Genomic DNA, 22,678 nt, shown 5'->3' on the forward strand with positions numbered 1-22,678 from the left:
CTGATCGGTGGGCGGCCTGACCGCTGCTGGTAGGTCCACTTCTTGATGATCAGATGCCGATGCCACGCCAGGAGCGTGGAGGGTGTGACGATCTGCCCCAGTCGCAGGCTGCGAGGCGGCAGGCGGGTCAGCGCGGACAGGATGCCGCGATCCGGCCACGACAGCTGCGACCGCCGACCGACCTGGCGGCGTAACACCGTCAGCTCATGCCGCAACACGAGGATGACCAGCGATCACGGCTTGATCACGGAACTCAGCGAAACCCCAAGGTCGCCGACCGAGTGGCGACTTATGGCACGGCACACGATTCCGTGGATGGTGGGGAGGGTGGTGCCGGCTGCTGTGATCGCGGCCTTGGATTGCGTTTCGTTGTCGGTGAGGGGTTGGTCCAGGTGACGTAGGTCGGCGAGCAGGTCTCTGGCGAGGTCACGGCGGCAGGCGTCGGTGGCGGTGGCCGGTCGGACGCGGCGTAGGAGGGCTGCGGCTTTGTCGGCGGTGAGCCCGCAGTCTGCGCCGCCGGGGATGAGTTCGCGGAGCTGTTGGTGGAGCCGGTTGAGGACGCGGGTGCGTTCGTGGATCAGGTCGTCGCGACGGTCGGAGAGCAAGCGCAGGGTGGCTGTCTGGTCTTTCGGGTGGACTTGGCGCAGCGTTGTGTGGTGGTGGGCAACGCTGCGTGCGTCGTCGGGGTCGGTTGTGCGGCCGCCTCCGGTGGTGAGCAGGCGGGCCCGTCGGACGAGGGTGGCAGGGACATCCAGGACGTGTTCCCCGGCGGCGGCGAGTTGTTGAGCGATGCCGCGGCCGAGGCCGAAGGCGTCTTCGACGGCGAACTGCCGTTCGGGCCACCTTTCGGCCCATGTCAGGAGTTTCGTCAAAGTTCCAGCGGTGTTGGCGATTCGTCGGCCGGCTGATTCGGCGCCTGTGCTTTCGACGGCGATCGCGGTCAGCGACGACAGTATCCGGAGCGTCACTGGCCGACCCGCCCTGGACTCTGAGCCACTTTCCGATCCCCCGGCCGAAGTCCCGATGTGCTTGGCTCCGTCGGTGAACCGAGGCAGTGGGGTGTAAGGGTCACATGAGGGATCCACTGCCGTTCATGGCTCGCAGCTTCAACGGAGTTCCTTGAACGAGAGTGGATCTTGGTCGACCACTCGTTCTACCGGAACTCCGTTGTCCTGTCTGAGCGTCCCCCGCTGATCACCAAGGCTCTTGACACCAAGCCAAATGCCTTAACTGCCCGGCATTGCCTTTAAATGCAAGCTTAGTCAGCGTTCCGCTGGCGGCTTACGGGTGGCAGTTCGGCAAAAGTTGGTGGGGAGGTCGTTCCGTAGATGCTCCGCAGCCACAGCTCAAGCAACGTGTTGAGCATGCCGGACTCGGGTATTGCCGGTTGGTCATCGGTGAATGTGGCGAAAAATATCCGCTCGTTCATGAGATTGAGTGCTGTCGCTAGTTCCTGAGCCGGGATTCCGGGTAGAGCCGCGCCACGTCGACGTTCAGCGTCGATTGTCTTGGCGGTGAGATGTACCCAGTTCATCATGATCGTGCTCCATAGTTGCCGCACCTCTGGGTTAGTGGCTTTCGCGTACGCGGTGGCCACTAGCACGCCGCGGTGCTCACGAAATGCTCGGATCCCGGCGTTAATGCCCTGTCGCCACTGTTCAGCGGGGTCATCACTGTCCGACCGGAAAAGTCGGTCTGTGACGGTAAAGGACTCGGCTGCTACTCGGTCGAGTAAGGCGAGCAGCACGTCGTCTTTGGACCGAAAGTAGAAGTAGAACGCGGGGCGCGAGATGCCAACACATCGCGTGAGGTCATCGATCGAGATCTCCTGCAGTGAACGCTGACCAAGTAGTCGCTCAGCGGCGGCCAAGATCGCGAGCTCGCGGTCATCACCAGAACGCCGCGCGGCACGTCGGCTGCGAGACGGGGATGGCGAATCCCCTGAGGTAGACGGTCGCTGCATGTAGTGCAGTCTACATAGAGTCAGACCTCCTGACACTTTGTTGGTTCTACTTGACATTGTGTAAGCGTTTCTGACTGAGGTTCACCGCAGCGAACCACGGCTCGTAACCGGCAACATCGGGGCGTCTCCGCGAACCTCGAGCACCACGCATGCGAGGAAACTCGCGGCGGCGGCGAGGGGGTATCCAGCCCTGCGGCGCGGTCAGGCCGATGGCGCCCGTTTCTACAACGTCATAGGTGGGAGCACCCGCCCAGACGACCACGGGTAGCTGCCCGTAGAGGTCGAACGAGGGCCAGCTGTGAGTTCGTCGATTCCAGCGTGACCGCATACCCAGCAGGATCGCGACCAGATCGGTTGTGACCGGATGCCGTCCGCAGGCGCCGGAGCCCCAGTGCTCGATGCGCTTCGCTGATCGAGCACGCCATATGGCTTCGTCGCGGTGCCCGGCCCGCTGCCGTTCCACTGCCGATAGGACGCCACGTACCCGACCGGCTAACGCCGCATCGTCGCGGACTGCCGCCGACCGGCGGAACGCCTCGCGGTCGTAACTGTGCGGCGTTGTTGATCGCGTTGTTGGTCGGCCACGGCCAGCGGGTGGTTTCTCTGCCCGGACGCACCGTGCACCACGCCGCGGCTACCTACAGGGGCAACGGTAAGACCGACGCCAAAGACGCGGCGATCATCGCTGACCAAGCGAGGATGCGCCGCGACTTGCAACCACTGGTCGTCGCGGACGAGATCAGCACGGAGCTGAAGATCCTCACGGCTGATCGCACGCGGCAGATCAACCGGCTGCGCGCCCAGCTGCTGGAGTACTTCCCCGCCCTGGAACGTGCTTTCGACTTCAGCACGAGCAAGGCCGCTCTGGTGTTGCTGACCGGCTACCAGACTCCGGCCGCGCTGCGCCGTGTCGGCACGACACGGTTGGAGACGTGGCTGAAAAAGCGCAAGGTCCGCAGCGCGGCAGCCGTCGCCGCCGCTGCTCTGCGGGCAGCCGAGGCTCAGCACACCACCATCGCCGACGCGGACCTGGCCGCGAGCATGGTCGCGCGGGCTGGCGAAGGGGGTGATGACCCTCGACCAGGAAATCGCCGAGATCGACACGCTGATCGAGGACCGGTTTCACCGACACCACCACGCCGCGGTGATCATCAGCCTGCCCGGTATGGGCACCTTGCTGGGCGCGGAATTCCTCGCCTACACCGGGGGAAGCGTGACTGCCTACGGCAACCCCGACCGGTTGGCCGGGGTCTCCGGCCTGGCACCCGCACCACGGGATTCCGGTCGCATCAGCGGCAACCTGCACCGGCCTCAGCGTTACCACCACCGCCGCCTGCTGCGCGTGTTCTACCTCTCCGCGCTGGTCAGCATCCGCTGCTGCCCAGCCTCCTGGGCCTATTACGACCGAAACCGCGCCGAGGGCAAGCGCCACGTCCAAGCCGTCCTCGCACTGGCCCGCAGACGCCTGAACTCCTGTGGGCCATGCTCCGCGACAGCACCACCTACCACCCGGCCACCGCAGAATGATCCCCGCATCAGCAGCCACCCCTACGGCTTGACAACTTCATTGGGAACCCTTACCGCCCTCGCGGTATCTGGCCAACCAGCCATACACCGTCTTCCGGTGTACCCCCAAGGCCTCGGCGATGTCCTCGAGACTGCGCGCCTGCCTCGACACGCTCCACACTACTGACACTTCGTTGATTATACTTGACATCGCGTAAATGACTCTGACATGATGTCAAGTGTTGTTGTTGTTGTTGTTCGAATCATCGGGTTTGTCGGGAGGTGGATGCGCAATAGGCGGGGTTATATGCGAACCGCTTGACCCGATACGGCGGGTACGGCAGGGAGGATGCAGGGTGGATAGGGGACCGCCTCAGTCATGGGCCGTGCTTGCGGTGCTACCGCGCGAGTGTGTTTCGATATCCGCCGACGAGCTGAGCGTGGCCTTGCGGGGCATCGAATTGCCCGCAAACAAGCACGATGACAGTCCGCGCAGACAGCTCACGGCTGCGGCGGGCTCTCAATAGTCAATAACCTGAAAGCCTTCGCCGTGGAGGAATCTGGCAACGACCTGCATATCAACACCGACTGCGAAAGACGCCGAACTATTCGGCGCGCACTGCATGTGAATTCTTTCACCTCAGCCTGCCTAACATTGAGGCCGCACAGGACACGTCCCCCTCGGGAAGCCGCTCGTCGGCTGCGTGAAGGCCCGTCGTTGTGGCAGGAAGCCGTCCGTTGTCTGAGCTGAGCTAGAGAAAGGGCACGATACTTTACTTGAGAGGCCAACAAGCGCAATGGGAGCAATTGCGCTTGACTGTGGCAGAGGAGCGGCTTGCTGCCGAGATAGAACCAGGACGACATGTCGAGTTGTTTGCCAAACTGAGACTGACGATGACTGCACAGAGTCACCGTCAACGGCTCGGAAAGCGATCAATATTTGCCCTCTACAGATACAGCCACTAAGCCGAAACCTTGCGCGCCGCAGCGTCAGCCGACTATCAGGAACTACACACACCCAAGAATTAGGGAGCCGAGAACATGACAACTCGCACCGCGCTGGTGACCGGCGCTAACGGCGGGATAGGGAGTGCCATCGTTGACCGGCTGCGCACCGCCGGTCATTCCGTCATCACCCTCGACGTGGTCGAACCATGCGACCTCAAGCTCGACTTGACGACCGACCCACTCCCGCTGGATGTGCTGGCCGGGGTAGACGTGTGCGTATCCAACGCTGGAACTGTGGACACTATCGCCCCAGCGCACGAGATGACGACACGGCAGTGGCACCGAGACGTAGACACCAACCTCACCGGCGGATTCAGGGTTATCCAGGCATGCCTTGGCGGTATGCGCGAGCGCGGTTGGGGACGGGTGGTGGCTATCTCCAGTCTCGCTGGTCACCTCGGACTGGCGGGCCAGGTTGCCTACGCTGCTTCCAAGGCCGGACTGCACGGCATGATGCGTACCATTGCGATTGAGAACGCCTCATACGGGATCACCGCGAACTGTGTGCTTCCTGGCTTGGTGGCCACGCCGAAAGTACTCGGACTGCCCGACCAGGTGCGCACCCGATGGCTCCGAGGTATACCGATGGGTCGGTTCGCCGAGCCCGCTGAAATTGCCGAGCTGGTCGCCTATCTCGCAAGCGAGCACACCGGCTACCTCACCGCTCAGGAGATTGAAATCCACGGCGGACTCGGCATGACCACCAAAAGCTTCGGAGAAATCCGGTAATGACCGGGATGGCTCGCCCCATAACCCCCTGACTGCGGGAGCCTGCTCTGACTCCGTGGCCAGAGCCGGAGGGCTGGACGCGATGCCACCCATGTCTCGATGGATCTGGGTTGATTTCCTACGCCTGAGAGCCCAATAGCGATCCAGGAAATACTGGAAGTTAGGGAAATGCTGTGTGAAACCGAGCCAGTGATATTGACCCGGTTGGCACACAGGAATCGTTTGATTTGCAGCTACCCGGCTGGTGGGGTGTCATCGCCGTCAGTTGAGCGGTCAAAGCGCAGGAGAGTAAGTCGTGCAAGCCTGGTATTTGTTCGGCGCGGCCTACATCTGATCGAGACAGGATGGATCAGTGGAGGCCCGATAAATGTTCTCACCGAGATACGGAGTCAGTGTGATATTAGGAACACCCCCAAAAAATCAAGGAAAGGTCCTGTCGCCCAATGAAGTGGGGAACAGCGGTGACCTCGCTGACTGACCACGCACCGCCTGAAGAGAGTATCCCGCCCGCGAACGACGTCGACGTGCTGATCATTGGCGCTGGGTTCAGCGGATTCGCCGTGGCCGCGTTGCTCTCCCGGGCGGGCATACGCTCCTTTCTGATCCTCGAGTCGGCCAACGACATCGGTGGTACCTGGCGGGACAACACTTACCCGGGGTGCGCCTGTGACATCCCGGCCCCGCTGTACTCCTACTCGTTCGACCAGAAACCAGACTGGACGCAGCTGTTCGCCCGCCAACCGGAGATCCTGGACTACCTGCGCTCGGTCGCCCACCGCCGAGGACTGCTCGAGCACACTCGACTCGGCCAGCGGGTCGAACAAACCCGCTGGGTGGCCAAGGATACCCGTTGGGTAAGCGTGACCAATAGTGGTGAGCGCTACCGCTCCCGGTTCCTCGTCTGCGCGGTCGGTCTGTTGCGCGAGCCCGCCTACCCACGGCTACCCGGGATAGAGTCCTTCGGCGGCCCAATATTTCACTCCGCCACTTGGCGCCATGACGTCGATCTCACCGGCAAGCGGGTCGCAGTCGTCGGTACCGGAGCCAGCGCGATCCAATTCGTACCAGCCATCGTGGACCAAGTCGCGGCGCTGACCGTCTTCCAACGCACCCCACCGTGGATCGTGCCGAAACGCGACCGCCCATTCGACCAGCGACACCGCTGGCTGGCCCACTGGCTACCGCCATACCGCTGGCATGTGCGGCGGCAGCTCTACAGGGTGCATGAAGAACGCGCAACCGGCTTCGTCACCGACCCGGCCGCCATGGCCACCACTGCTGCATTGGCCCACCGGCTGCTGGCCAAACAGGTTCCCGACCCCGAACTGCGCGCCAAACTGACCCCCGACTACACCATCGGCTGCAAACGGCTGCTCATCTCCAGTGACTGGTACCCCACGCTGAACAAGCCACACGTGGACCTACGGACGTGCGCGGTCGAACAACTGGGCCCCAACACCGTCGTTGGCGCCGACGGGGGCACCGTGGACGCCGATGTCCTCATCTTCGGCACCGGATTCGACATTCAAGACAGTATCCGGATCAATATTGAGGGCGCTGACGGGCGCACCCTCGCCCAGTCCTGGAGTGGCGGCAGCGAGGCATACCTCGGCACGACGGTTGCTGGGTTCCCCAACATGTTCCTGATGGCCGGACCGAACACGGGGCTCGGTCACAACTCCCAGTTGATCATGATTGAGGCCCAGGCCCACTACATCGTGGACCTCTTGCGCCGGAGCCGCCGCCGCAACGCGCGCTCGATCCAAGTGCGACCCGAGGTGCAGCGCTCGTTCAACCAGTGGTTGATGGGCCGCATGGACGGGACCGTCTGGCAAACCGGTGGATGCCGCAGCTGGTATCAGGACCCGCGCTCCGGCCGCAACACCGTACTGTGGCCGGATACCACTATCGCGTTCCGACACCGCACCCGCCGCGCTCGTATGTCGGACTACCTACTGGACTGACCTACGGCCTGGATATACCGATATGCCTGTCTCATTTGATTTGACAACTACCGGTATCGGTGGAGGTTGGGTTGGACCCAACAGCCAAGGTTGGCCGAGATCGGTACACAGGTTGCCAAAGGTGATCAGATTCTGGTCGTAGTGAACACCATCGTCGATGCCCGCCATTACGGAGATTCAGCGTGACCGCAACGAACTTTGCTGCAGCGGCTACAGGACGGTCCTGAGGAACGGGGATGGTTGCTGCGGGAACTGCAGTGGCCCTAGCGAACCGCGCATGTATGACCCAGCGATTCGGGTGCTTTGCGACCCGCTGATCGGTGGTCTGTATGACAAGAACTACGGGGCCGACATGGCCGGCTTGCAGCATGAGAAGGTCTGGTGCGCCAGGAACTATCCCGCTCGGAGGAGGGCGCACCACCGGTCAGCGTGTAGGTATGAGGCCCGGAGCGCTGTTCACCCGCCCAGAGCTGAAAGTGGAACGCCTCACGTATCCGGTAATGCCCCAGCAGCACACGATCACGCGCATTACCCACGATGCCGGATCCCGGTAGAGGTGGCGCACTGACCGAAGATGGACACAAGTTCGTGTTGAACGAATGGTCTCAAGCCCGGCAATGGCAATACAGTGGCATGCAGCGAGACGTACATGCGATGTTGCTTCCGTTGGTACAGGCACGGCTACCCGCACGGTTCCTGGCGGAGACCGGCCTACCTATACCCCTATACCCCGTGGGCGGCGAGTTGAGGGGCGAACAGCTGATCACCTACGACGAACTGATCACGATCACACGTTCTGCGCACGGAATTTCCCTGCTGCCGTCGGGTGACGCCGGCCGTCCGCGGCCGGTGAGGATCGCAACGCTCACGATCTCATGATTCCCTTCACCAACAACCAAGTGGCGCCGGCCGTTTGCGGCCAGCCAAGGAGGCCGGAATGGTATTCCGTAGCCCGTTCCCCGACGTCGACATCCCCAACACCCCAGTACACGAGTATGTGCTGAGCGGGGCCGCGGATCGAGGCGATCGCCCCGCCCTGGTGGACGGCACCAATCCGAACAACCGGATCAGCTACGCCCAGTTGGACGCCGCGGTGCGCCGGCTGGCCGCCGGGTTTGCGGCCAACGGCATCCGGCACGGCGACGTGATCGCGCTGTTCAGCCCGAACACGGTGGCCTATCCGATCGTCTTTCACGCCGCGTCGATGGCCGGTGCGACGGTGACCACGGTCAACGCGCTCTACACCGCGGAGGAGTTGGCGCGGCAGCTGCGTGACTCCCAGGCGAAGCTGCTGGTGACGATCTCCGCTTTCCTCGACCGCGCAGTCCCCGCGGCAAAATCGTCCACAGTGGACGAAATTCTGGTGTGCGACGCCGCCGACGGATACCGGTCCATCACCGACGTCGCGAGCACCGCGGCCCACGACGTGGCCGCGCCCATCGACCCGGCCCAGGACACTGTGGTGATGCCGTACTCGTCGGGAACCACCTCGTTGCCCAAGGGAGTCATGCTGACCCACCGCAATCTGGTGGCGAACATGGCGCAGACACAGTCCCTGGTGAACCTGGGTGAGGACGAGCGAATCGTCGCGGTGCTGCCGCTGTTCCACATCTACGGCATGACCGCGACGATGAACCACCCGCTGCGACAGGGTGCGACCGTGGTCGTGCTGCCCAGGTTCGACGTCATCCAGTTTCTCGACGTGCTGGCCGAGCACCGCATCGCCCGCGCCTTCATCGCACCACCCATCGTGCTGGCGCTGGCCAAGCATCCCGCTGTTGACTCCTACGACCTCTCCGCGCTGCATACGGTGCTCAGTGCGGCGGCACCGCTGGACCCCGCGCTCGCCGAGGCGGCAGGCCGCCGGATCGGCTGCCGGGTGGTGCAGGGCTACGGAATGACCGAACTCTCGCCGTCCACCCACCTTGTGCCGGACAATGACTCGAACCCTCCACACGGGACTGTCGGCAAGCTGGTCGCCAGCACCGAGGGACGCCTGGTCGACGTGGCGAGCGGCGAGGACCGCGGTGTCAACGAGGACGGAGAGATCTGGATTCGCGGTCCGCAGGTGATGAAGGGGTACTTCGGCCAGGCCGACGAAACCGCGGCGATGATCGATTCCGACGGATGGCTGCACACCGGTGACATCGGCCGGGTCGACGCGCACGGAAACTGGTATGTGGTCGACCGCGCCAAGGAACTCATCAAGTACAAGGGGTACCAGGTCGCCCCGGCGGAACTGGAGGCCGTGCTGCTGGGCCACCCGCAGATCACCGACGCCGCCGTCATAGGCGTGCTCGACGGCGACGGAAACGAAGTTCCGAAGGCATACGTGGTGCGCGCCGACGAGAACCTGGAGCCGGACACCGTAATGTCCTATGTGGCCGGCGCGGTGGCACCGCACAAGAAGATCCGGCAGGTGGAGTTCATCGACGCGGTCCCAAAGTCAGCGGCCGGCAAGATCCTCCGCAAGGAGCTGCGCCAGTGGAACGCACCGAGACATGCTGCGCAAGCAGCCACATCGCCGGCGCGTTGATGGTCATCGAGGTGAGCACGTCACGGGGCCAGATGGCACGCTCGGGTCACCGCGCTGGGAGCGGCACCGGCCAGCTGGCGAGCTGTCCAGCAATGGAAGCTGATCGTCCAAGACCGCCTCGCCTACGTCGAGCGCTAGTTGTACTGCCCCGGGAGACCTCCGATCTTGCTAACTGTCAAGCGGCGACATCTTCGGACGGTGCCAGCTGTTCGCCGAATGCGTTGCTCGGATCGTAGTTTTGTCCGGTTTGGAGGCAGTAGTAGAGCTGGCCGAGCATTCGGTTGAACAGGTGGCGCAGTGCGGCGGCGTGGCGGTCGCCGTGGGCCCATCGGTGGTCGTAGTGCTCCCTGGTTGGCCCAGTGCGGACGATGGTGCTGAAGGTCCAGACGAAGCCGAGGGCGTTGAGCCGGTTGTTCTTCACAATCCGGCGGGTGACGGAGATGCTGGATCGGCGTCAGCCGCACGGGGCGACACATTGCCGGAACCAGGGGACGCGTCACAGGCGAAGGGTAGAGCCAGGACGGATGGGAGGATCTTCGGTTTCTAGGCCTGCTCGGGGCCTGGAGAGACGCGGAAGAATTTATAGTGGCTCTCCCCGCAGCAGCTGGCGGTGCTCGCGTCGCTGCTGCTGAATGAAACCCAAAGTTGTCGAGACCATATAATTGACGGTGTCACAAGGTCAGTGGAGCGACGAGTAATGCGGCCCGACAATATCTAACAGCCCGAGGAACGTGTTTTCCGAACCGTGATCTGCGCAAGGTTGTTCACGACATGAGCGTGTGAACTGATGTCGTTGTGGGCGCCTCCATCGTCGAGGTCATGTATGTGGCATGGCAGGCATGATGTCAGGAGTCAAGGCGGCATCATCTCTGTGCATTGGCTTACATCAACCAAACAAGATAGGAATCTCATGACTGTCGCTGAACGTGAAGGCGCCGGCGCGAACCCGAGTGAACGGCCCGACCGCGCTGAGCTAGTCAAACGTGCCCAGCGCCTGCAGCCGCTGCTGCGAGAGCACGCGTCGAAAGCCGAGGTGGACAGCAAGGTCGCCGACGAGGTGAATGCAGCTCTCGTTGAAGCCGGGTTCTTCCGGTTACTCGTGCCCAGGCGGTTCGGCGGCTACGAATCAGACCAGGCAACCTTGCTCGAAATCGTCGAGACACTCGCCGAAGCTGACGGTTCTGCGGCATGGCTTGTGGCTATCGGGACAACGGCAACATGGCTAGCCGGACTGTTCCCCGAGCAGTCGCTTCAGGAAATGCTCGGTGCGTCCCCCGACCTGCGGCTCGCGGGAGCCAGCGGCGGCCCCCACGTTGCGAAGCCGGCACCGGGTGGACTGCGGCTGAGCGGTCGCTGGACCTATTTGTCCGGTGTGGACAGCGCGGCCTGGGTCCTATTGGGCTCGCCTGTGGTCGATGACTCTGGCGAAACCGTCAGTGCTGTACTGACGCTGGTCCCTACCTCGGAAGTCACCATCGAGCGGACCTGGCAGACTATAGGAATGCGAGGCACCGGCAGCGACACCGTCGTCGTAGACAACATATTCGTGCCGGAACACCGGACGCTATGCACGGAAGCCCTCGATAACGGCATACCTACTGAGCTCTCCGCCGACGTGCCAATGTACAAGATGCCGCTAGCACCGGTCGGCACGCTGCCCCTCTTCGGTACTATTCTGGGATTGGGAACTGCGGCGCTAAAGCTGGTCATCGAGAAGGCGCCCACCAAGGCGATGGTCCATACGTTCTTCGCACGCCAGAGCGACTCGGTGGGGGTGCAGATTCAGATCGGGCAGGCGGCGATGAAGCTGAAGGTCGCCCGGACACTGGCCTACGACATCGCCGCCAAACTCGACAAGGTCACCGCAGGCGAAAGCCCGGTCCTCGACCACGACGCCCGTGCCGAATTGCGGGCCCAGGTCTGCCATGCAGCTCAAGAAGCCGTCGAGGCCATCCAGATCCTGCTCAACGCGCACGGTGCCGGTGCCTTCGCCGAATCCAACCGCCTACAGCAGTACTGGCGCGACGCCAACACGGCGGCCAGGCATGCCGCCCTTAACGCTTTCGTCGCCTACGAAGTTCATGGAAAGGCATTGCTCGGTGTCGAGGAGCGCATCAGCGCGTCGACGTGACTGGATACGAAACCAAAGCAGGGAGCCGCGCGCGACTCCCTGCTTAGCAGTTTGACGTGTCGTGGTTACCGTCCAACGGCTTTAGGTGCTGCGTTCCTCAATGAACACGTATATTGATCGTTGATCTTGCTGAGCGTGGGTCTGCGGAGTGTGGGTTCTGCCGAAGGTGTTGGTGGCGCGTCCCGCCACGGGATGCGGCCGAGGAACGCACGATCGGGGAATTGGCGAGTGCTCGGCATGCGCCGGGTCGGACTGGAGTCCATTTCCGGTATCGGAGCTAACGTGGGAATGCATGCCATGTCGCTTTTCGGGCGGGACGCGGAGATCAAGTACCTTGCCGAGCTGATTGGTGGTGTCGAAGACAGGGGTGGTGCCCTGATCGTCCGCGGCGAGCCGGGTATCGGAAAGTCGGCCTTGCTAGCGGAGGCGTCCAGCATAGCCTCGGCCTCGGGGATGCGTGTGCTTACCATCACCGGCGTCGAGGCTGAGCAGGGCCCGCCCTACGCGGGGCTGCATCAGCTGATCTACCCCATCCGGGCCGGCATGGGCGCGCTCACGGGGCCGCAGTGCGACGCTCTTCGTGGCGCGCTGGGCCTCGCCGATGTCGCCGCACCGAGCGGACCACTGGTCGGACTCGCCACGCTGACGCTGCTGGCCGAGGAGGCCGTCCACAGGCCGCTGTTCCTCGTCGCCGAGGACGCGCACTGGCTGGACAGCGCCAGTTCGGATGTGCTCGCGTTTGTCGCGCGGCGACTGGAATCCGAGCCTATCGTGCTGGTCGCCTCCGCACGGGAGGGCTCCAATTCGCCATTGGCCGATGTCGACCTGCCGTCTGTGGACCTTAATCGCTTGTCCGAGGATGTCGCTGGTGAGCTGCTGGATTCTGTAGCCCCTGGTCTCACTCCCGCTATCCGGTCGCGGCTGCTCCGCGAGGCAGACGGAAATCCTCTCGCACTGACCGAACTGCCTGCATCAGTCGGGAGCCTGGACGGGCTCGATCCGGTACTGCCGTTGACCGACCGGCTCCGGTACGCGTTCACCGCTCGCATCGCCGGGCTGCCGGTACAAACCCGGACCGGTCTGCTGGTCGCGGCGCTCAACGACAGTCCATCGGTCGCCGAGGTTCTTGAAGCCACGGGCGGCGTCCTCGGTAGGTCAGTGGAGCTGGATATCCTGACCCCGGCGATCGATGCCCGGCTGATCGAGCTTCGCCTCGGCAGACTGACCTTCCGACATCCGCTGATGCGTTCCGCCATTCCCGCGGCGGCCGATCCGGGTGAGCGTCTACAAGCGCATCGTGCGCTTGCCGAGACCCTTCGCGATCAGGCTGATCGGTGGGCCTGGCATCGCGCCGCGGCGACTGCTGGGACGAGCGAGCGCACCGCGTCCGCGCTGGAGTTGGCGGCCGACCGAGCTCTGCGCCGCGGCGGTGTCGACGCGGCGATCGCCGCGCTGGAGCATGCGGCGCGGCTGAGCAAAATGCCGGATCGCCTGGCCGAGCGGCTGCTGCGGGCGGCGGAGCTGGCGTTCGAGTCCGGGCAGCGGGATCTGGTCGAGCATCTGGTGCGCAAAGCGGAGACGGTGGAGCTGTCGGCGCGCCAGCGCGCCATAGCCACCTGGTTACCCAGCAGTTTCGAGGATGGCGTGCGCGAGGACACTTCCCGGACGCCGGAGCTGGCGTTTCTGGCTGAATCGGTCGCCGCCGACGGTGATGTCGAACTGGCAATGCGCATCCTGTGGAGTGCCGCAATGCGGTGTTTCTGGACCGAGCCGGGTTCCGAGGCCCGCCGGTTGCTGCTCGCTGTGGCCGACCGGCTGCCGATCCCGGCGGACGATCCTCGGATCGTCGCGATCTCCGCATATGGGGCCCCGTTCGAGCGTGGCGACAAGGTACTTGCCGGGCTGCGAGCGCTCGCTGCTGCGGCGGGCGAGGATGCCCAGGCGGACCGCTTCTTGAGCAGCGCCTCAGTGATGGTCGGTGCGTTCGACCTCGCCGCTCGTTTCTCCGCATCCGCAGTGCCCGGGCTGCGTGCTCAGGGCCGGCTCGGGCTGCTGGCCCGGGTGCTGACGGTCCAGGCGTGGAGCTGCGTCCGGCTCGGCGACCTGCCGACGGCGCTACCGGTCGCGGCGGAGGCGGTCCAAATGGCACACGAGACCAACCAGCGTTTCATATGCGGACTGGCCAAGGCCGTGCAAGCTGAGATCGCCGCGCTGCGGGGTGACTACGAGCAAGCTACGACGCTCGTGAAGGAGGCGGAGCAGGTCGGTCTGGCCGCCGGTGCCCGACCGGTACTGGCCACCGCGCAGCTCGCACGTGGGCTCGTCGCGTTCGGCGAGGGGCGTTTCGACGACGCGTTCGCCGACCTTCGCCGGATGCTCGACCCTGCGGATCCCGCTTACCAGTTTGCAATTCGGGCGTGTGCAGTTTCGGAGCTAACGGAGGCGGCTGTCCGATCAGGACAGTCTGACGCGGCGAGGGACATCGTCAACGATCTGGAGTCGCTGGGAGCGCGCACTCCTTCCCCGGCCCTGGAGATCGGCCTGCGCTACGCGCGCACGGTTCTCTCCCCGCGGGAAGACAGGGACGAGCTGTTCGCCGCTGCATTGGAGGCGGATCTGACCGGATGGCCACTCGAACGCGGCCGTCTCCAGTTGGCCTTCGGCGAGTGGCTGCGGCGGCAGCGGCGGGTCGTGGAATCCCGGACCCACTTACGGGCGGCGCGTGACACATTCGACGCGCTCGGTGTGCACGCGTGGGCTGATCGGGCGCGAGCGGAACTGCGCACCGCGGGGGAGCCGGGTCCGCGTCGCGGCCCGGATGCGCGGGACCGCCTGACGCCGCACGAACTCGGCATCGCCCAGCTCGCCGCAGACGGGCTCACCAACCGGGAAATTGGCCAGCGCCTCTACCTGTCGCATCGCACGGTCAGCACCCACCTCAGTCGAATCTTCCCCAAGCTCGGAGTCAGCTCCCGCGCGGATCTCGGCCCGATCCTGCGGTCCGCCGAGGCTGGGCAACGCCGGTCGCATGATCGCCGACGACCATAAACACCGTCTGGCTGACGCGCTGGCATAGTGACCGTTCCAGCCTGGTTACCGGGTGGTGGGAAGGGCTCATCCGCTGCGATTGCGCTGGCGACACCCACGAATTACCGCACTACTGCGAAAATCGGTGGGACGAGGTCGCCGACCTGTTTACCGAGGACCCGGTGATGCCTTTCTACGACGTGGACGGCAGCCTCCTCAACCGGGTCAACACGTCGACGTTCAGCGTCGATTGTCTTGGCGGTGAGATGTACCCAGTTCATCATGATCGTGCTCCATAGTTGCCGCACCTCTGGGTTAGTGGCTTTCGCGTACGCGGTGGCCACTAGCACGCCGCGGTGCTCACGAAATGCTCGGATCCCGGCGTTAATGCCCTGTCGCCACTGTTCAGCGGGGTCATCACTGTCCGACCGGAAAAGTCGGTCTGTGACGGTAAAGGACTCGGCTGCTACTCGGTCGAGTAAGGCGAGCAGCACGTCGTCTTTGGACCGAAAGTAGAAGTAGAACGCGGGGCGCGAGATGCCAACACATCGCGTGAGGTCATCGATCGAGATCTCCTGCAGTGAACGCTGACCAAGTAGTCGCTCAGCGGCGGCCAAGATCGCGAGCTCGCGGTCATCACCAGAACGCCGCGCGGCACGTCGACTGCAAGACGGGAATGACAAATCCACTGATGTAAGCTGGATGCCGCATGCCGTCCAGTCTACATCGAGTCGGCAGTGATTGACGTCTCGTTGGTCTCAATTGACACTGCGTAAGGTATCTGGCAGAGTGTCGAACGTCGCTACTGGAATCATCAGGTTTGAAGGAGATGGATGCGTGCTGGGTTGAGCTATATCTGAACTGCTTGGCGCGATGGGAAACATAAAGCGCGCTGCTTCCAGGTCTGGACTACACGACCTGATATGCACTCGCGATCGAGAACGCCTCGTACGGCATCACCGCGAACCGCACTCCCTAATGCTTGCCCTCTGGCACTACCCCTCACGTGCGGCCGTGTCCAACAGGCGTCGTGAGACACAGCCGTGAGATCGGTTGGGCCGTGTTGATACCAGACAGTGCCCGTTCGGTTAAGGACAGCGTGATGACTTCTGACGACAGCATTGCAGCGGTGCGCGACGCGTTCGCGACCTCGGAGGAGCCCGTCTCCGCCGAGGAGTTCATCGATAGAGCCAATGTGCAGATGCCGCCCGGCATGAGGCTGATTGGCGCGGAGTGCGTCCAGGCGCATGTCGAGCGCGGTGAGTTGTGGCTGCGGTTCACCCTGGACGAGCAGTTCAGCAATGTGGTGGGTTTTATCGGTGGTGGCTACGTTGCCCAGATGCTCGACCAGTCCGCCACCTATGCGGCGACGATGCTGACCGGCCGCGCGGCTCCCTCGACGAACCTCTCGGCCAGCTTCATCGCTCCGGCGCGTCCTGGCACGTTCGAGTGCCTCGGGCGGGTTATACGGGCAGGCAAATCGGTGGCTTTCCTATATGCCGAGCTCTTCGACCAGACAGGGCAGCTCGTCGCCACCGCGTCGGTGACCAGCCAACTGATGTCACGAAAAGGACTGGCCGACCGCGCCCGCAAGGCACAACCCTGACCCACCATCCTCGGCGCCACCGGGAAGTCGGCATCGCGACCTTGGTCGAACGATCCAGCCGGTTCGTCGTGCTGGCCACCTCGGAGCCGACCGCAGCGCCGACGCGGTCCGCGACAGCCTTAGCGCCGCCGTGTCCGACCTTCCCGAAGCACTGCGCGGCACACTCACCTGGGACCAGATGGCCGAACGGCGGATGGCGTCAATGAGGTCGCGGACGCTGGCGAGCCGAGAACAAGCTGGTGGTGCCATGCCGGAGGTAGTCGTGGGTCTGTCTTTCGAGGATTCCAGGGCGAAGCGGCAGGATCGGCGCGGTGCGGTCCAGCGCCTGGATCCGCGACTTCTCGTCACAGCAGAGCACGATGGCGTTCTACGGAGCGGCGATACGTCCGGATACCCGGTCGTTGACGAGCGCCGCGAGGCTATCCGGATGTATGGGTTGTCCGGTGCGTCGTCCGGGAAAGAGGTTGGCAGCGGGGCCTTATGTTGGCGCGCGCCACTCAGCGCCCTGTCGGTCGAGGGGGACCCGCGTAGCCGGGGTCGTCTGGTTCCTTGCCCGCTGATCTGACCCCACACGGTCTGGCGAGACGAAAGGACTTTCAATGACGAAGCCGACAGGACCTCGCGTGTCGCTCGACGATCGGAGCCGTCCATCGTTCGTTCTCGGTGCCTAGCAGCCGCAGCTAGTGATCTCCGTTGGTTGATCTTGTTTTTCCAAGATCATCAACCTACGCGTCCACAACCTCCATGGGCAGTACAGCTAGGGCGTGACGTACATCGATGACGTCGTCCAACAGGCGCCAAGCCGTTCGCTCGCCACCTACCGTCGCTCTAGGTGGTTCGCCGCTGAAAGGATTGCTGAGTGCTATGAGCGTCTTCACCGTGACGTTGACTCCACGACGGTACGAAACGGACTTCAACGGCCATGTGAACGCCCTCATGTATTTCGATTGGGCCGACTATGCCCGGGGCGTGTTCCTCGGCCGCGCCGGAGTCTCAGTGGAGACCATGGTGCGGCATAAACTCGGGCCAGTCCTGTTGGAAGCTGAGAGAAGCTTGGGCTCCGTCGGCGTGGCAACCGCTTAACGGTCGCCACGCCTCGATCGGATGTGAATGACGACCCGATCGAGGTTCCCGGAGCCATTATTCAAAATCCAGCGTGCGGAACGTAGCTCGCCGCTGACCGAGGCATATAGACGAGATCGGGAGCCGTCGTGACCCAGAAGGAACTGCCTCTGTGGCACAAGACCGCATGCAACCTCTGCTATGTCAACTGTGGACTAGAGGTGCAGATCGATGGACGCGCCATCACGCGAATCCGCGGAGACAAGCATCACCCACGCTCCAAAGGTTACTTGTGTCAGAAGGCGCAACAGCTGACGTGGTATGGCAACCACAACGACCGGCTCACTTCGCCGCTGCGGCGGCGTCCGGATGGGACGCACGAGCAGATCAGCTGGGACGTCGCATTGACCGAGATCGCAGCCACGCTCCAGCAAGTCCGCGATGAGGACACTGCTGCCGGACGGCCGGGCTCGCTGGCCTATGTCGGCGGTGGCGGCCAGGGCAACCATTCCGGCGGCGCGTACGCGAGCGCCCTCCGTAAGTGGATGAACTCCCCGCGCTATTTCACATCCTTGGCACAAGAGAAAACCGGCGACTTCTGGCTCAACGGCAAAATCTTCGGCGGACAAACCTGTCATTCCGCGGAAGACATCGAGCACTCGGACTTGCTGGTCGTGATTGGCTGCAACCCGTGGCTCGCGCACGGCTTCAACCGAGCCCGCAATGTGGTGAACCAGTTCAAGAACGACCCGCACCGCAAGATGATCGTCATCGACCCACGCCGCACCGAGACTGCCGAGATGGCCGATGTACATCTGCCCCTGCGCCCAGGGACTGACGCCTACCTGCTCGGCGCCATGCTCGCGCTCATCGTCGAGCGCGGTGGACAGGACGACTCGTTCCTCCAAGTCCATACCGACGGATTCAACGAGGTCTCGGCGACCTTGCAGGGCATCCCGGTGGACGAATGGATCGAGCACGCGGAGGTCGAGCGCGCGGACGTTGACCGCGTTGTCGACATGATCCTTGCAGCAAAGGCGATGTCCGTCCGAGTGGAGCTGGGCATTCAACAGGGCCGCCACTCCACATTGAACAGTTACTTGGAGAAGCTGCTCTACCTGGTGACTGGAAACTTCGGTCGCCCAGGAACCAACGCGCTGCATTCCTGGCTCGCGCCGATATGGGGCGAGTCCCGGGGGGAACGGTCGGAGATCACCGGGTTCGAGTACATCGGAGGGCAACTGCCGATGGCTACCCTTGCCGAGGAGATCCTGGCTGACCACCCGAATCGTGTGCGAGCTCTATGGGTGGACTCGTCCAACCCGGCGAATACGGTGTCGGACACCAAGTCAATCACACGTGCCATCACCGAATGCGAGCTGTCCGTCGTGATCGACGTCGCCTACACGGAGACAGCGGCGCTGGCGGACTATGTGCTGCCGGCCGCATCTCAACACGAAAAGTGGGAGTTCACGTTCTACAACCTCGAGTGGCCTGAGAACACTTACCAGCTGCGTCCACCTCTGTTTGAACCGTTGCCCGGCACCCTCCCGGAACCCGAGATCTACTCCAGATTGTTCGAAAAGCTCGGCGTGCTCCCAGAAGAGGCGACACTTGAAGCACTCGCCGACGTTGCCCGCACTGATCGCGGGAAGCTCCTTGAGCATGCTGCCCCGTTGATCCAGGAGCGACCAGACCTCGCGTCCATCATCCCCATCCTGGTCTATCGCACCCTCGGGCCCACGTTGCCGAACGGTGCCGCCTCAGCCGCTGTTCTGTGGCTCTTCTGCCACCGAACCGCTGGTCGGATGACCTTGCCTGTACAAAGGGCCCTGGGCAGCTCGCTGACTGGCTCTGCCCTTGCCGAGGAATTGTTCGACCGGATAGTTCGCAGCCCACAGGGGACTCTGTTCACCGTCCATGATTACGACGAGACATGGGACCTGGTGCGGAGTGACCGAGTCCAGCTCGCAGTACCGGAGATGCTGTCCTGGTTGGCAAGCCTTGATCCTGTTCTCGACCGCCCAGATCCAGCGTATCCATTCTCGCTGGTCAACGGGCAACGCCGGAGCCATAACGCGAACCAGATCCTCCGCCCGCCTGCGTGGCGAAAGACCGATCCTGACGGTGCGTTGTGGGTTCGGACCGATGACCTCACTGCGATTGGCGCACATGAAGGTGACTGGATCGCCGTGGTGTCCAAGACCGGCCGTATCGTCGTACGCACCACCATCGATGACAAGCTTCGCCGTCACCAGGTGGCCTTGCCACATGGATTCGGCATGGCAGTACCTGACGGGCACGGCGGTCGCGTCACCAACGGCCCGCGAATCAATATGCTCACCGATGCCACCGACCGAGACCCAATCGCAGGAACCCCGCACCACAAGGATGTTGCTGTTCGGCTCGAACTCCCGACCGAAGAGGAGAAAGCCACGGCTGTCCGCGACATGGAGCGCGTACACGCGCTAGTGCTTCGTCAGGCAACGTTGGGTAGGTAATCGGGTCTCCGGATTTTGGAGTCGGGGGCGAGCGGTGTTTGGGCTGGGTGTGTCGGTTGGTCCAGCGGGTGTAGCCGGCGATCGCGGCTTCCTGCGTTTGATGTGAGGGGTGATCGCTGCCGTCGAGGGTGAAATACCGCAGGGCGGTGAACTCGCTTTCGTCGGGTAGCTCCGGCGCGTTTCCGCGCCGGAGCCCCCTCAGAACCGGACGTGCCGCTTTCGCGGCATCCGGCTCAAGCAAGCTCTGAAGACTCACCGGCGGGGTTGCGCTGTGCCCGTTGCCGGAGTTCTCGGCGCTGGCAGTGGGCGTGTATGAGCCGGGTGGCGGTGCGTTCGTTCGGCGTGCCAGCGTCTCGCAAGGTGATCGCGTGTTTGCGGATCGCTTTGCGGGTGGCCGCGAGCCATTGTTCCCATTCCTGCGGGGTTTGCGGCTCGCGGTCGGTGTGCAGCAGCAGCCCGCGGCAGAGTGGGCAGCGTCCGTGCTGGGCTCGGAGGAACCGGAGCGTGGTCGTGCCCATCGGAGGCGGGTTGCGGCGGCGCCGCTGGGCCCAGTAGTCGGTCAGGGACGGATCATCCGGGGACGCCGTTCCCGCGACCATCCGGTGCCGGACGATCGGTGTCCAGGCGAACTTGCGGAGGTAGAAACCGGATTCCTGGCTTCCGAATACCCACGTGTCTCGCCTGGCGGGGTTGAACATGCCGAAGTGCCGGGCTATCACCCAGCGCACCGGCTTGTTCGGGTGAGTGAACCTGGCCCATTTGTAGGCCAGTCTCCACAGATGTGCGTCCAGCGCGTTGAAAACGCGTTTGGACACCCCGATCCGGTAGTAGGCTGCCCATCCAGCAATGATCGGGTTGAGCTTGGCGATCACCGCGTCGGCGTTGGTCCCGCGCAGGGCCTTGACCTCGGTCGAGAGCCGTTTCCGGATTCGCCGTAACGCGCGCTTACTCGGCTTGGTCAGCAGCTTTCCGTTGGGGTAACGGCGAATGGAGAATCCCAGGAAATCCACACCGTCTTGCTCAAGGTGCGTGATGCGGGTCTTGTCCTCGTTGAAGACCAGACCCCTGTGGGCCAGCCATTCGGCAAGCCGTGCCTTGACCTGCTCGGCCTGTTCACGCGAGTGACTCAGCGCGAGCAGATCGTCGGCGTAGCGGACCACCACCGGGGAATCCGATGTCGTTTTGCCTGCACGGGTGCCGGTGACGTGGTAGCGGACTCCGGCGGCGGCCTCCATGCCGTGCAGAGCAATGTTGAGCAGCAACGGGCTGACCACCCCGCCCTGCGGGGCGCCTTCCTCGGTCGGGGTGAACCGGCCATCCTCGATCACTCCCGCTTGCAGCCACTGGCCGATGAGTTCCCGCGCGGGAAACGTCTCCAGCGACTCCAGAATGTGGTTGTGGTCGAGCCGGTCGAACGCCGCAGCCAGATCGGCGTCCAGCACCCACAGCCGTTTGGCGTCGGTGCGGCTTGCCGTCGTGTGGATGGCCACGATCGCGTCGTGACAGCCACGGCCCGGCCGGAAACCGTAGGATTTCGGTTCGAACCGGGCCTCCCATTCGGGTTCCAGCGCGTTGACCACCAGTGCCTGCAGACACCGGTCGGCGACCACCGGAATCCCGAGCGGGCGACGACGCCCGTTGCTTTTGGGCACATACACCCGCTTGACCGGCCGGGGCGACCACGGCCTGGCCTGGTGCATCATCCAGTCGACCAGTTCGGCCTTCTCCTCTGATGTCACCACGACCGTGCCGTCGACTCCGGCGGTCTTGCGGCCAGCGTTGATCTCCGTCACCCGCCGCACCGAGATCAGTGCGTTGCTGCGGGAACGTAGCATCAACCTCTGCAAACTACGGACCCTTTTCAGGTCCCCCGCCTGTGACGCCGCGAAGATCCGCTGCCGAAGCCGCCGTACGTTCTCCTCGGCCTGGCGCCACGATGTGGTATCCCAGTCCGGCGGAGTGTCCTTGGGTCCGTTCACCACATCCGCATCACCGACGACCTCGGTCGCCGCAGCGGTCATGGCGTCTAACTTGCCCCGTGAGGTTCCAGCGGTTGCGTTCATCGAAGTCCTCGCAAGCTCACCCGACCCGCGTCAGCACCCTTTCAGGTCGGGCCATCAGCCCTATCCGGCCGGTTATCGGACACCGGTGGCGAAGGAACCACTCTGGTGTGCCCGTTTCCCGTTGCCTTTCGGCTACCGGCGTTCGCTTCTCGGGTCATCCTGCGCCCGCTGGAGAGTTCCGCCTTCCTCACGGTCGGCCTACCAAGCGGCGAATCCGCCTGGACTCCACCGGGGTTGTCACGTTCCACATGAGACAGATACGGCCGGGGTGGATGCCTTCTGTGCCCCGGGGACGGTGGTGCGTTCCCACCCGGCTGAATCCCTCCGGGCGGCACCTGTCGTCTCACAACGACGGCCCCTCTCTCCTGCTGCAGCGTCCCATCGGCAGGAGTGCTCGTGACGAGGCGTCAGAGAAGGTTCATATGCTTCACCCGTCCGGCCTTCCCCAGCCTGTGGCTCCCGGATGGAACGGGAGCCCTTGGGCATTTCCCCGGGCTTCGCACCCCACGGTTACCCGTAACGCACGCCGAGGCGGGGACGGTCCCTACGCACAAGACCGGGCACTACACCTTCGACATCACG

16 protein-coding genes and 4 pseudogenes are annotated in these 22,678 nt (G+C 63.7%); 12 read left to right on the plus strand and 8 right to left on the minus strand.

From position 1 onward, the window contains the following. The 3 genes and pseudogenes from MOQ72_RS36585 to MOQ72_RS36595 all read right to left on the minus strand — a co-directional run. Window positions 1-218, minus strand: a pseudogene (locus MOQ72_RS36585) (hypothetical protein); the annotation flags it as partial. A 15-nt stretch (window positions 219-233) separates the two neighbouring features. Then, entirely contained in the window at window positions 234-1,085 is an 852-nt protein-coding gene (locus MOQ72_RS36590) for an IS110 family transposase (protein ID WP_308198044.1), read from the minus strand. 173 nt (window positions 1,086-1,258) lie between these two features. Then, entirely contained in the window at window positions 1,259-1,870 is a 612-nt protein-coding gene (locus tag MOQ72_RS36595) for a TetR/AcrR family transcriptional regulator (RefSeq protein ID WP_242190423.1), read from the minus strand. Window positions 1,871-2,521: 651 nt separating this feature from the next. Here MOQ72_RS36595 and MOQ72_RS45850 point away from each other — a divergent pair. Both MOQ72_RS45850 and MOQ72_RS45855 read left to right on the plus strand, forming a co-directional pair. Further along, window positions 2,522-2,773: pseudogene (locus MOQ72_RS45850) on the plus strand (IS110 family transposase); the annotation flags it as partial. Between the two features lie 355 nt (window positions 2,774-3,128). Next, window positions 3,129-3,305: pseudogene (locus MOQ72_RS45855) on the plus strand (transposase); the annotation flags it as partial. Window positions 3,306-3,527: 222 nt separating this feature from the next. Here MOQ72_RS45855 and MOQ72_RS45860 read toward each other — a convergent pair. Beyond that, complete coding sequence (locus tag MOQ72_RS45860) at window positions 3,528-3,680, minus strand: helix-turn-helix domain-containing protein (protein WP_372495624.1); 153 nt, start codon at window positions 3,678-3,680, stop codon at window positions 3,528-3,530. A 566-nt stretch (window positions 3,681-4,246) separates the two neighbouring features. Here MOQ72_RS45860 and MOQ72_RS45865 point away from each other — a divergent pair. The 5 genes from MOQ72_RS45865 to MOQ72_RS36615 all read left to right on the plus strand — a co-directional run bounded on the left by MOQ72_RS45865 (window position 4,247) and on the right by MOQ72_RS36615 (window position 9,706). Beyond that, on the plus strand, window positions 4,247-4,435 hold the full coding sequence (locus MOQ72_RS45865; RefSeq protein ID WP_372495625.1) for a BTAD domain-containing putative transcriptional regulator: 189 nt from the start codon (window positions 4,247-4,249) through the stop codon (window positions 4,433-4,435). Window positions 4,436-4,510: 75 nt separating this feature from the next. Further along, window positions 4,511-5,206 (plus strand): SDR family oxidoreductase, encoded by a 696-nt coding sequence (locus MOQ72_RS36605; RefSeq protein ID WP_242190425.1) that lies wholly within the window; start codon window positions 4,511-4,513, stop codon window positions 5,204-5,206. A gap of 461 nt (window positions 5,207-5,667) precedes the next feature. Further along, entirely contained in the window at window positions 5,668-7,170 is a 1,503-nt protein-coding gene (locus tag MOQ72_RS36610) for a flavin-containing monooxygenase (protein ID WP_242190426.1), read from the plus strand. Window positions 7,171-7,607: 437 nt separating this feature from the next. After that, a complete protein-coding gene (gene cas5, locus MOQ72_RS45870; RefSeq protein WP_372495626.1) occupies window positions 7,608-7,724 on the plus strand; it encodes a CRISPR-associated protein Cas5 in 117 nt (38 codons plus the stop codon). A gap of 383 nt (window positions 7,725-8,107) precedes the next feature. Next, on the plus strand, window positions 8,108-9,706 hold the full coding sequence (locus MOQ72_RS36615; RefSeq protein WP_242190428.1) for an AMP-binding protein: 1,599 nt from the start codon (window positions 8,108-8,110) through the stop codon (window positions 9,704-9,706). Window positions 9,707-9,881: 175 nt separating this feature from the next. Here MOQ72_RS36615 and MOQ72_RS36620 read toward each other — a convergent pair whose 3' ends face one another. Beyond that, the gene (locus MOQ72_RS36620) at window positions 9,882-10,127 is read right to left on the minus strand and encodes a hypothetical protein (RefSeq protein WP_242190429.1); all 246 of its coding nucleotides are present in this window, start codon (window positions 10,125-10,127) and stop codon (window positions 9,882-9,884) included. Window positions 10,128-10,616: 489 nt separating this feature from the next. Here MOQ72_RS36620 and MOQ72_RS36625 point away from each other — a divergent pair, with 489 nt between their 5' ends. Both MOQ72_RS36625 and MOQ72_RS36630 read left to right on the plus strand, forming a co-directional pair. Beyond that, on the plus strand, window positions 10,617-11,837 hold the full coding sequence (locus MOQ72_RS36625) for an acyl-CoA dehydrogenase family protein (protein WP_242190430.1): 1,221 nt from the start codon (window positions 10,617-10,619) through the stop codon (window positions 11,835-11,837). 297 nt (window positions 11,838-12,134) lie between these two features. After that, a complete protein-coding gene (locus tag MOQ72_RS36630) occupies window positions 12,135-14,885 on the plus strand; it encodes an ATP-binding protein (RefSeq protein WP_242190474.1) in 2,751 nt (916 codons plus the stop codon). 101 nt (window positions 14,886-14,986) lie between these two features. On the opposite strand, the gene MOQ72_RS36635 is transcribed toward MOQ72_RS36630, so the two are convergent. Further along, complete coding sequence (locus MOQ72_RS36635) at window positions 14,987-15,553, minus strand: TetR/AcrR family transcriptional regulator (RefSeq protein ID WP_242190431.1); 567 nt, start codon at window positions 15,551-15,553, stop codon at window positions 14,987-14,989. Window positions 15,554-15,966: 413 nt separating this feature from the next. Here MOQ72_RS36635 and MOQ72_RS36640 point away from each other — a divergent pair, with 413 nt between their 5' ends. Beyond that, complete coding sequence (locus MOQ72_RS36640) at window positions 15,967-16,470, plus strand: PaaI family thioesterase (RefSeq protein WP_242190433.1); 504 nt, start codon at window positions 15,967-15,969, stop codon at window positions 16,468-16,470. Between the two features lie 223 nt (window positions 16,471-16,693). Here the strand turns inward: MOQ72_RS36640 and MOQ72_RS36645 are convergent. After that, window positions 16,694-16,834 (minus strand): annotated as a pseudogene (locus MOQ72_RS36645) (IS630 family transposase); the annotation flags it as partial. A gap of 500 nt (window positions 16,835-17,334) precedes the next feature. Between MOQ72_RS36645 and MOQ72_RS45875 the strand changes: the two are divergent. After that, the gene (locus MOQ72_RS45875) at window positions 17,335-17,553 is read left to right on the plus strand and encodes an acyl-CoA thioesterase (RefSeq protein ID WP_372495627.1); all 219 of its coding nucleotides are present in this window, start codon (window positions 17,335-17,337) and stop codon (window positions 17,551-17,553) included. Between the two features lie 128 nt (window positions 17,554-17,681). Beyond that, window positions 17,682-20,033 (plus strand): molybdopterin-dependent oxidoreductase, encoded by a 2,352-nt coding sequence (locus MOQ72_RS36650; RefSeq protein ID WP_242190434.1) that lies wholly within the window; start codon window positions 17,682-17,684, stop codon window positions 20,031-20,033. 233 nt (window positions 20,034-20,266) lie between these two features. Here MOQ72_RS36650 and ltrA read toward each other — a convergent pair whose 3' ends face one another. Further along, window positions 20,267-22,054 (minus strand): group II intron reverse transcriptase/maturase, encoded by a 1,788-nt coding sequence (gene ltrA, locus MOQ72_RS36655; RefSeq protein WP_242190436.1) that lies wholly within the window; start codon window positions 22,052-22,054, stop codon window positions 20,267-20,269. Window positions 22,055-22,678: the final 624 nt, after the last annotated feature.

This window comes from Saccharopolyspora soli (genome assembly GCF_022678645.1).
In the GTDB taxonomy this organism is placed as follows: Bacteria; Actinomycetota; Actinomycetes; order Mycobacteriales; family Pseudonocardiaceae; genus Saccharopolyspora; species Saccharopolyspora soli.

Coding starts and splice junctions, on each gene's coding strand:
- MOQ72_RS45860 (WP_372495624.1), bottom strand. CDS start 3,680: ATGTCAAGTATAATCAACGAAGTGTCAGTAGTGTGGAGCGTGTCGAGG.
- MOQ72_RS36605 (WP_242190425.1), top strand. CDS start 4,511: ATGACAACTCGCACCGCGCTGGTGACCGGCGCTAACGGCGGGATAGGG.
- cas5 (WP_372495626.1), top strand. CDS start 7,608: ATGAGGCCCGGAGCGCTGTTCACCCGCCCAGAGCTGAAAGTGGAACGC.
- MOQ72_RS36615 (WP_242190428.1), top strand. CDS start 8,108: ATGGTATTCCGTAGCCCGTTCCCCGACGTCGACATCCCCAACACCCCA.
- MOQ72_RS36625 (WP_242190430.1), top strand. CDS start 10,617: ATGACTGTCGCTGAACGTGAAGGCGCCGGCGCGAACCCGAGTGAACGG.
- MOQ72_RS36630 (WP_242190474.1), top strand. CDS start 12,135: ATGTCGCTTTTCGGGCGGGACGCGGAGATCAAGTACCTTGCCGAGCTG.
- MOQ72_RS36640 (WP_242190433.1), top strand. CDS start 15,967: ATGACTTCTGACGACAGCATTGCAGCGGTGCGCGACGCGTTCGCGACC.
- MOQ72_RS45875 (WP_372495627.1), top strand. CDS start 17,335: ATGAGCGTCTTCACCGTGACGTTGACTCCACGACGGTACGAAACGGAC.
- ltrA (WP_242190436.1), bottom strand. CDS start 22,054: ATGACCGCTGCGGCGACCGAGGTCGTCGGTGATGCGGATGTGGTGAAC.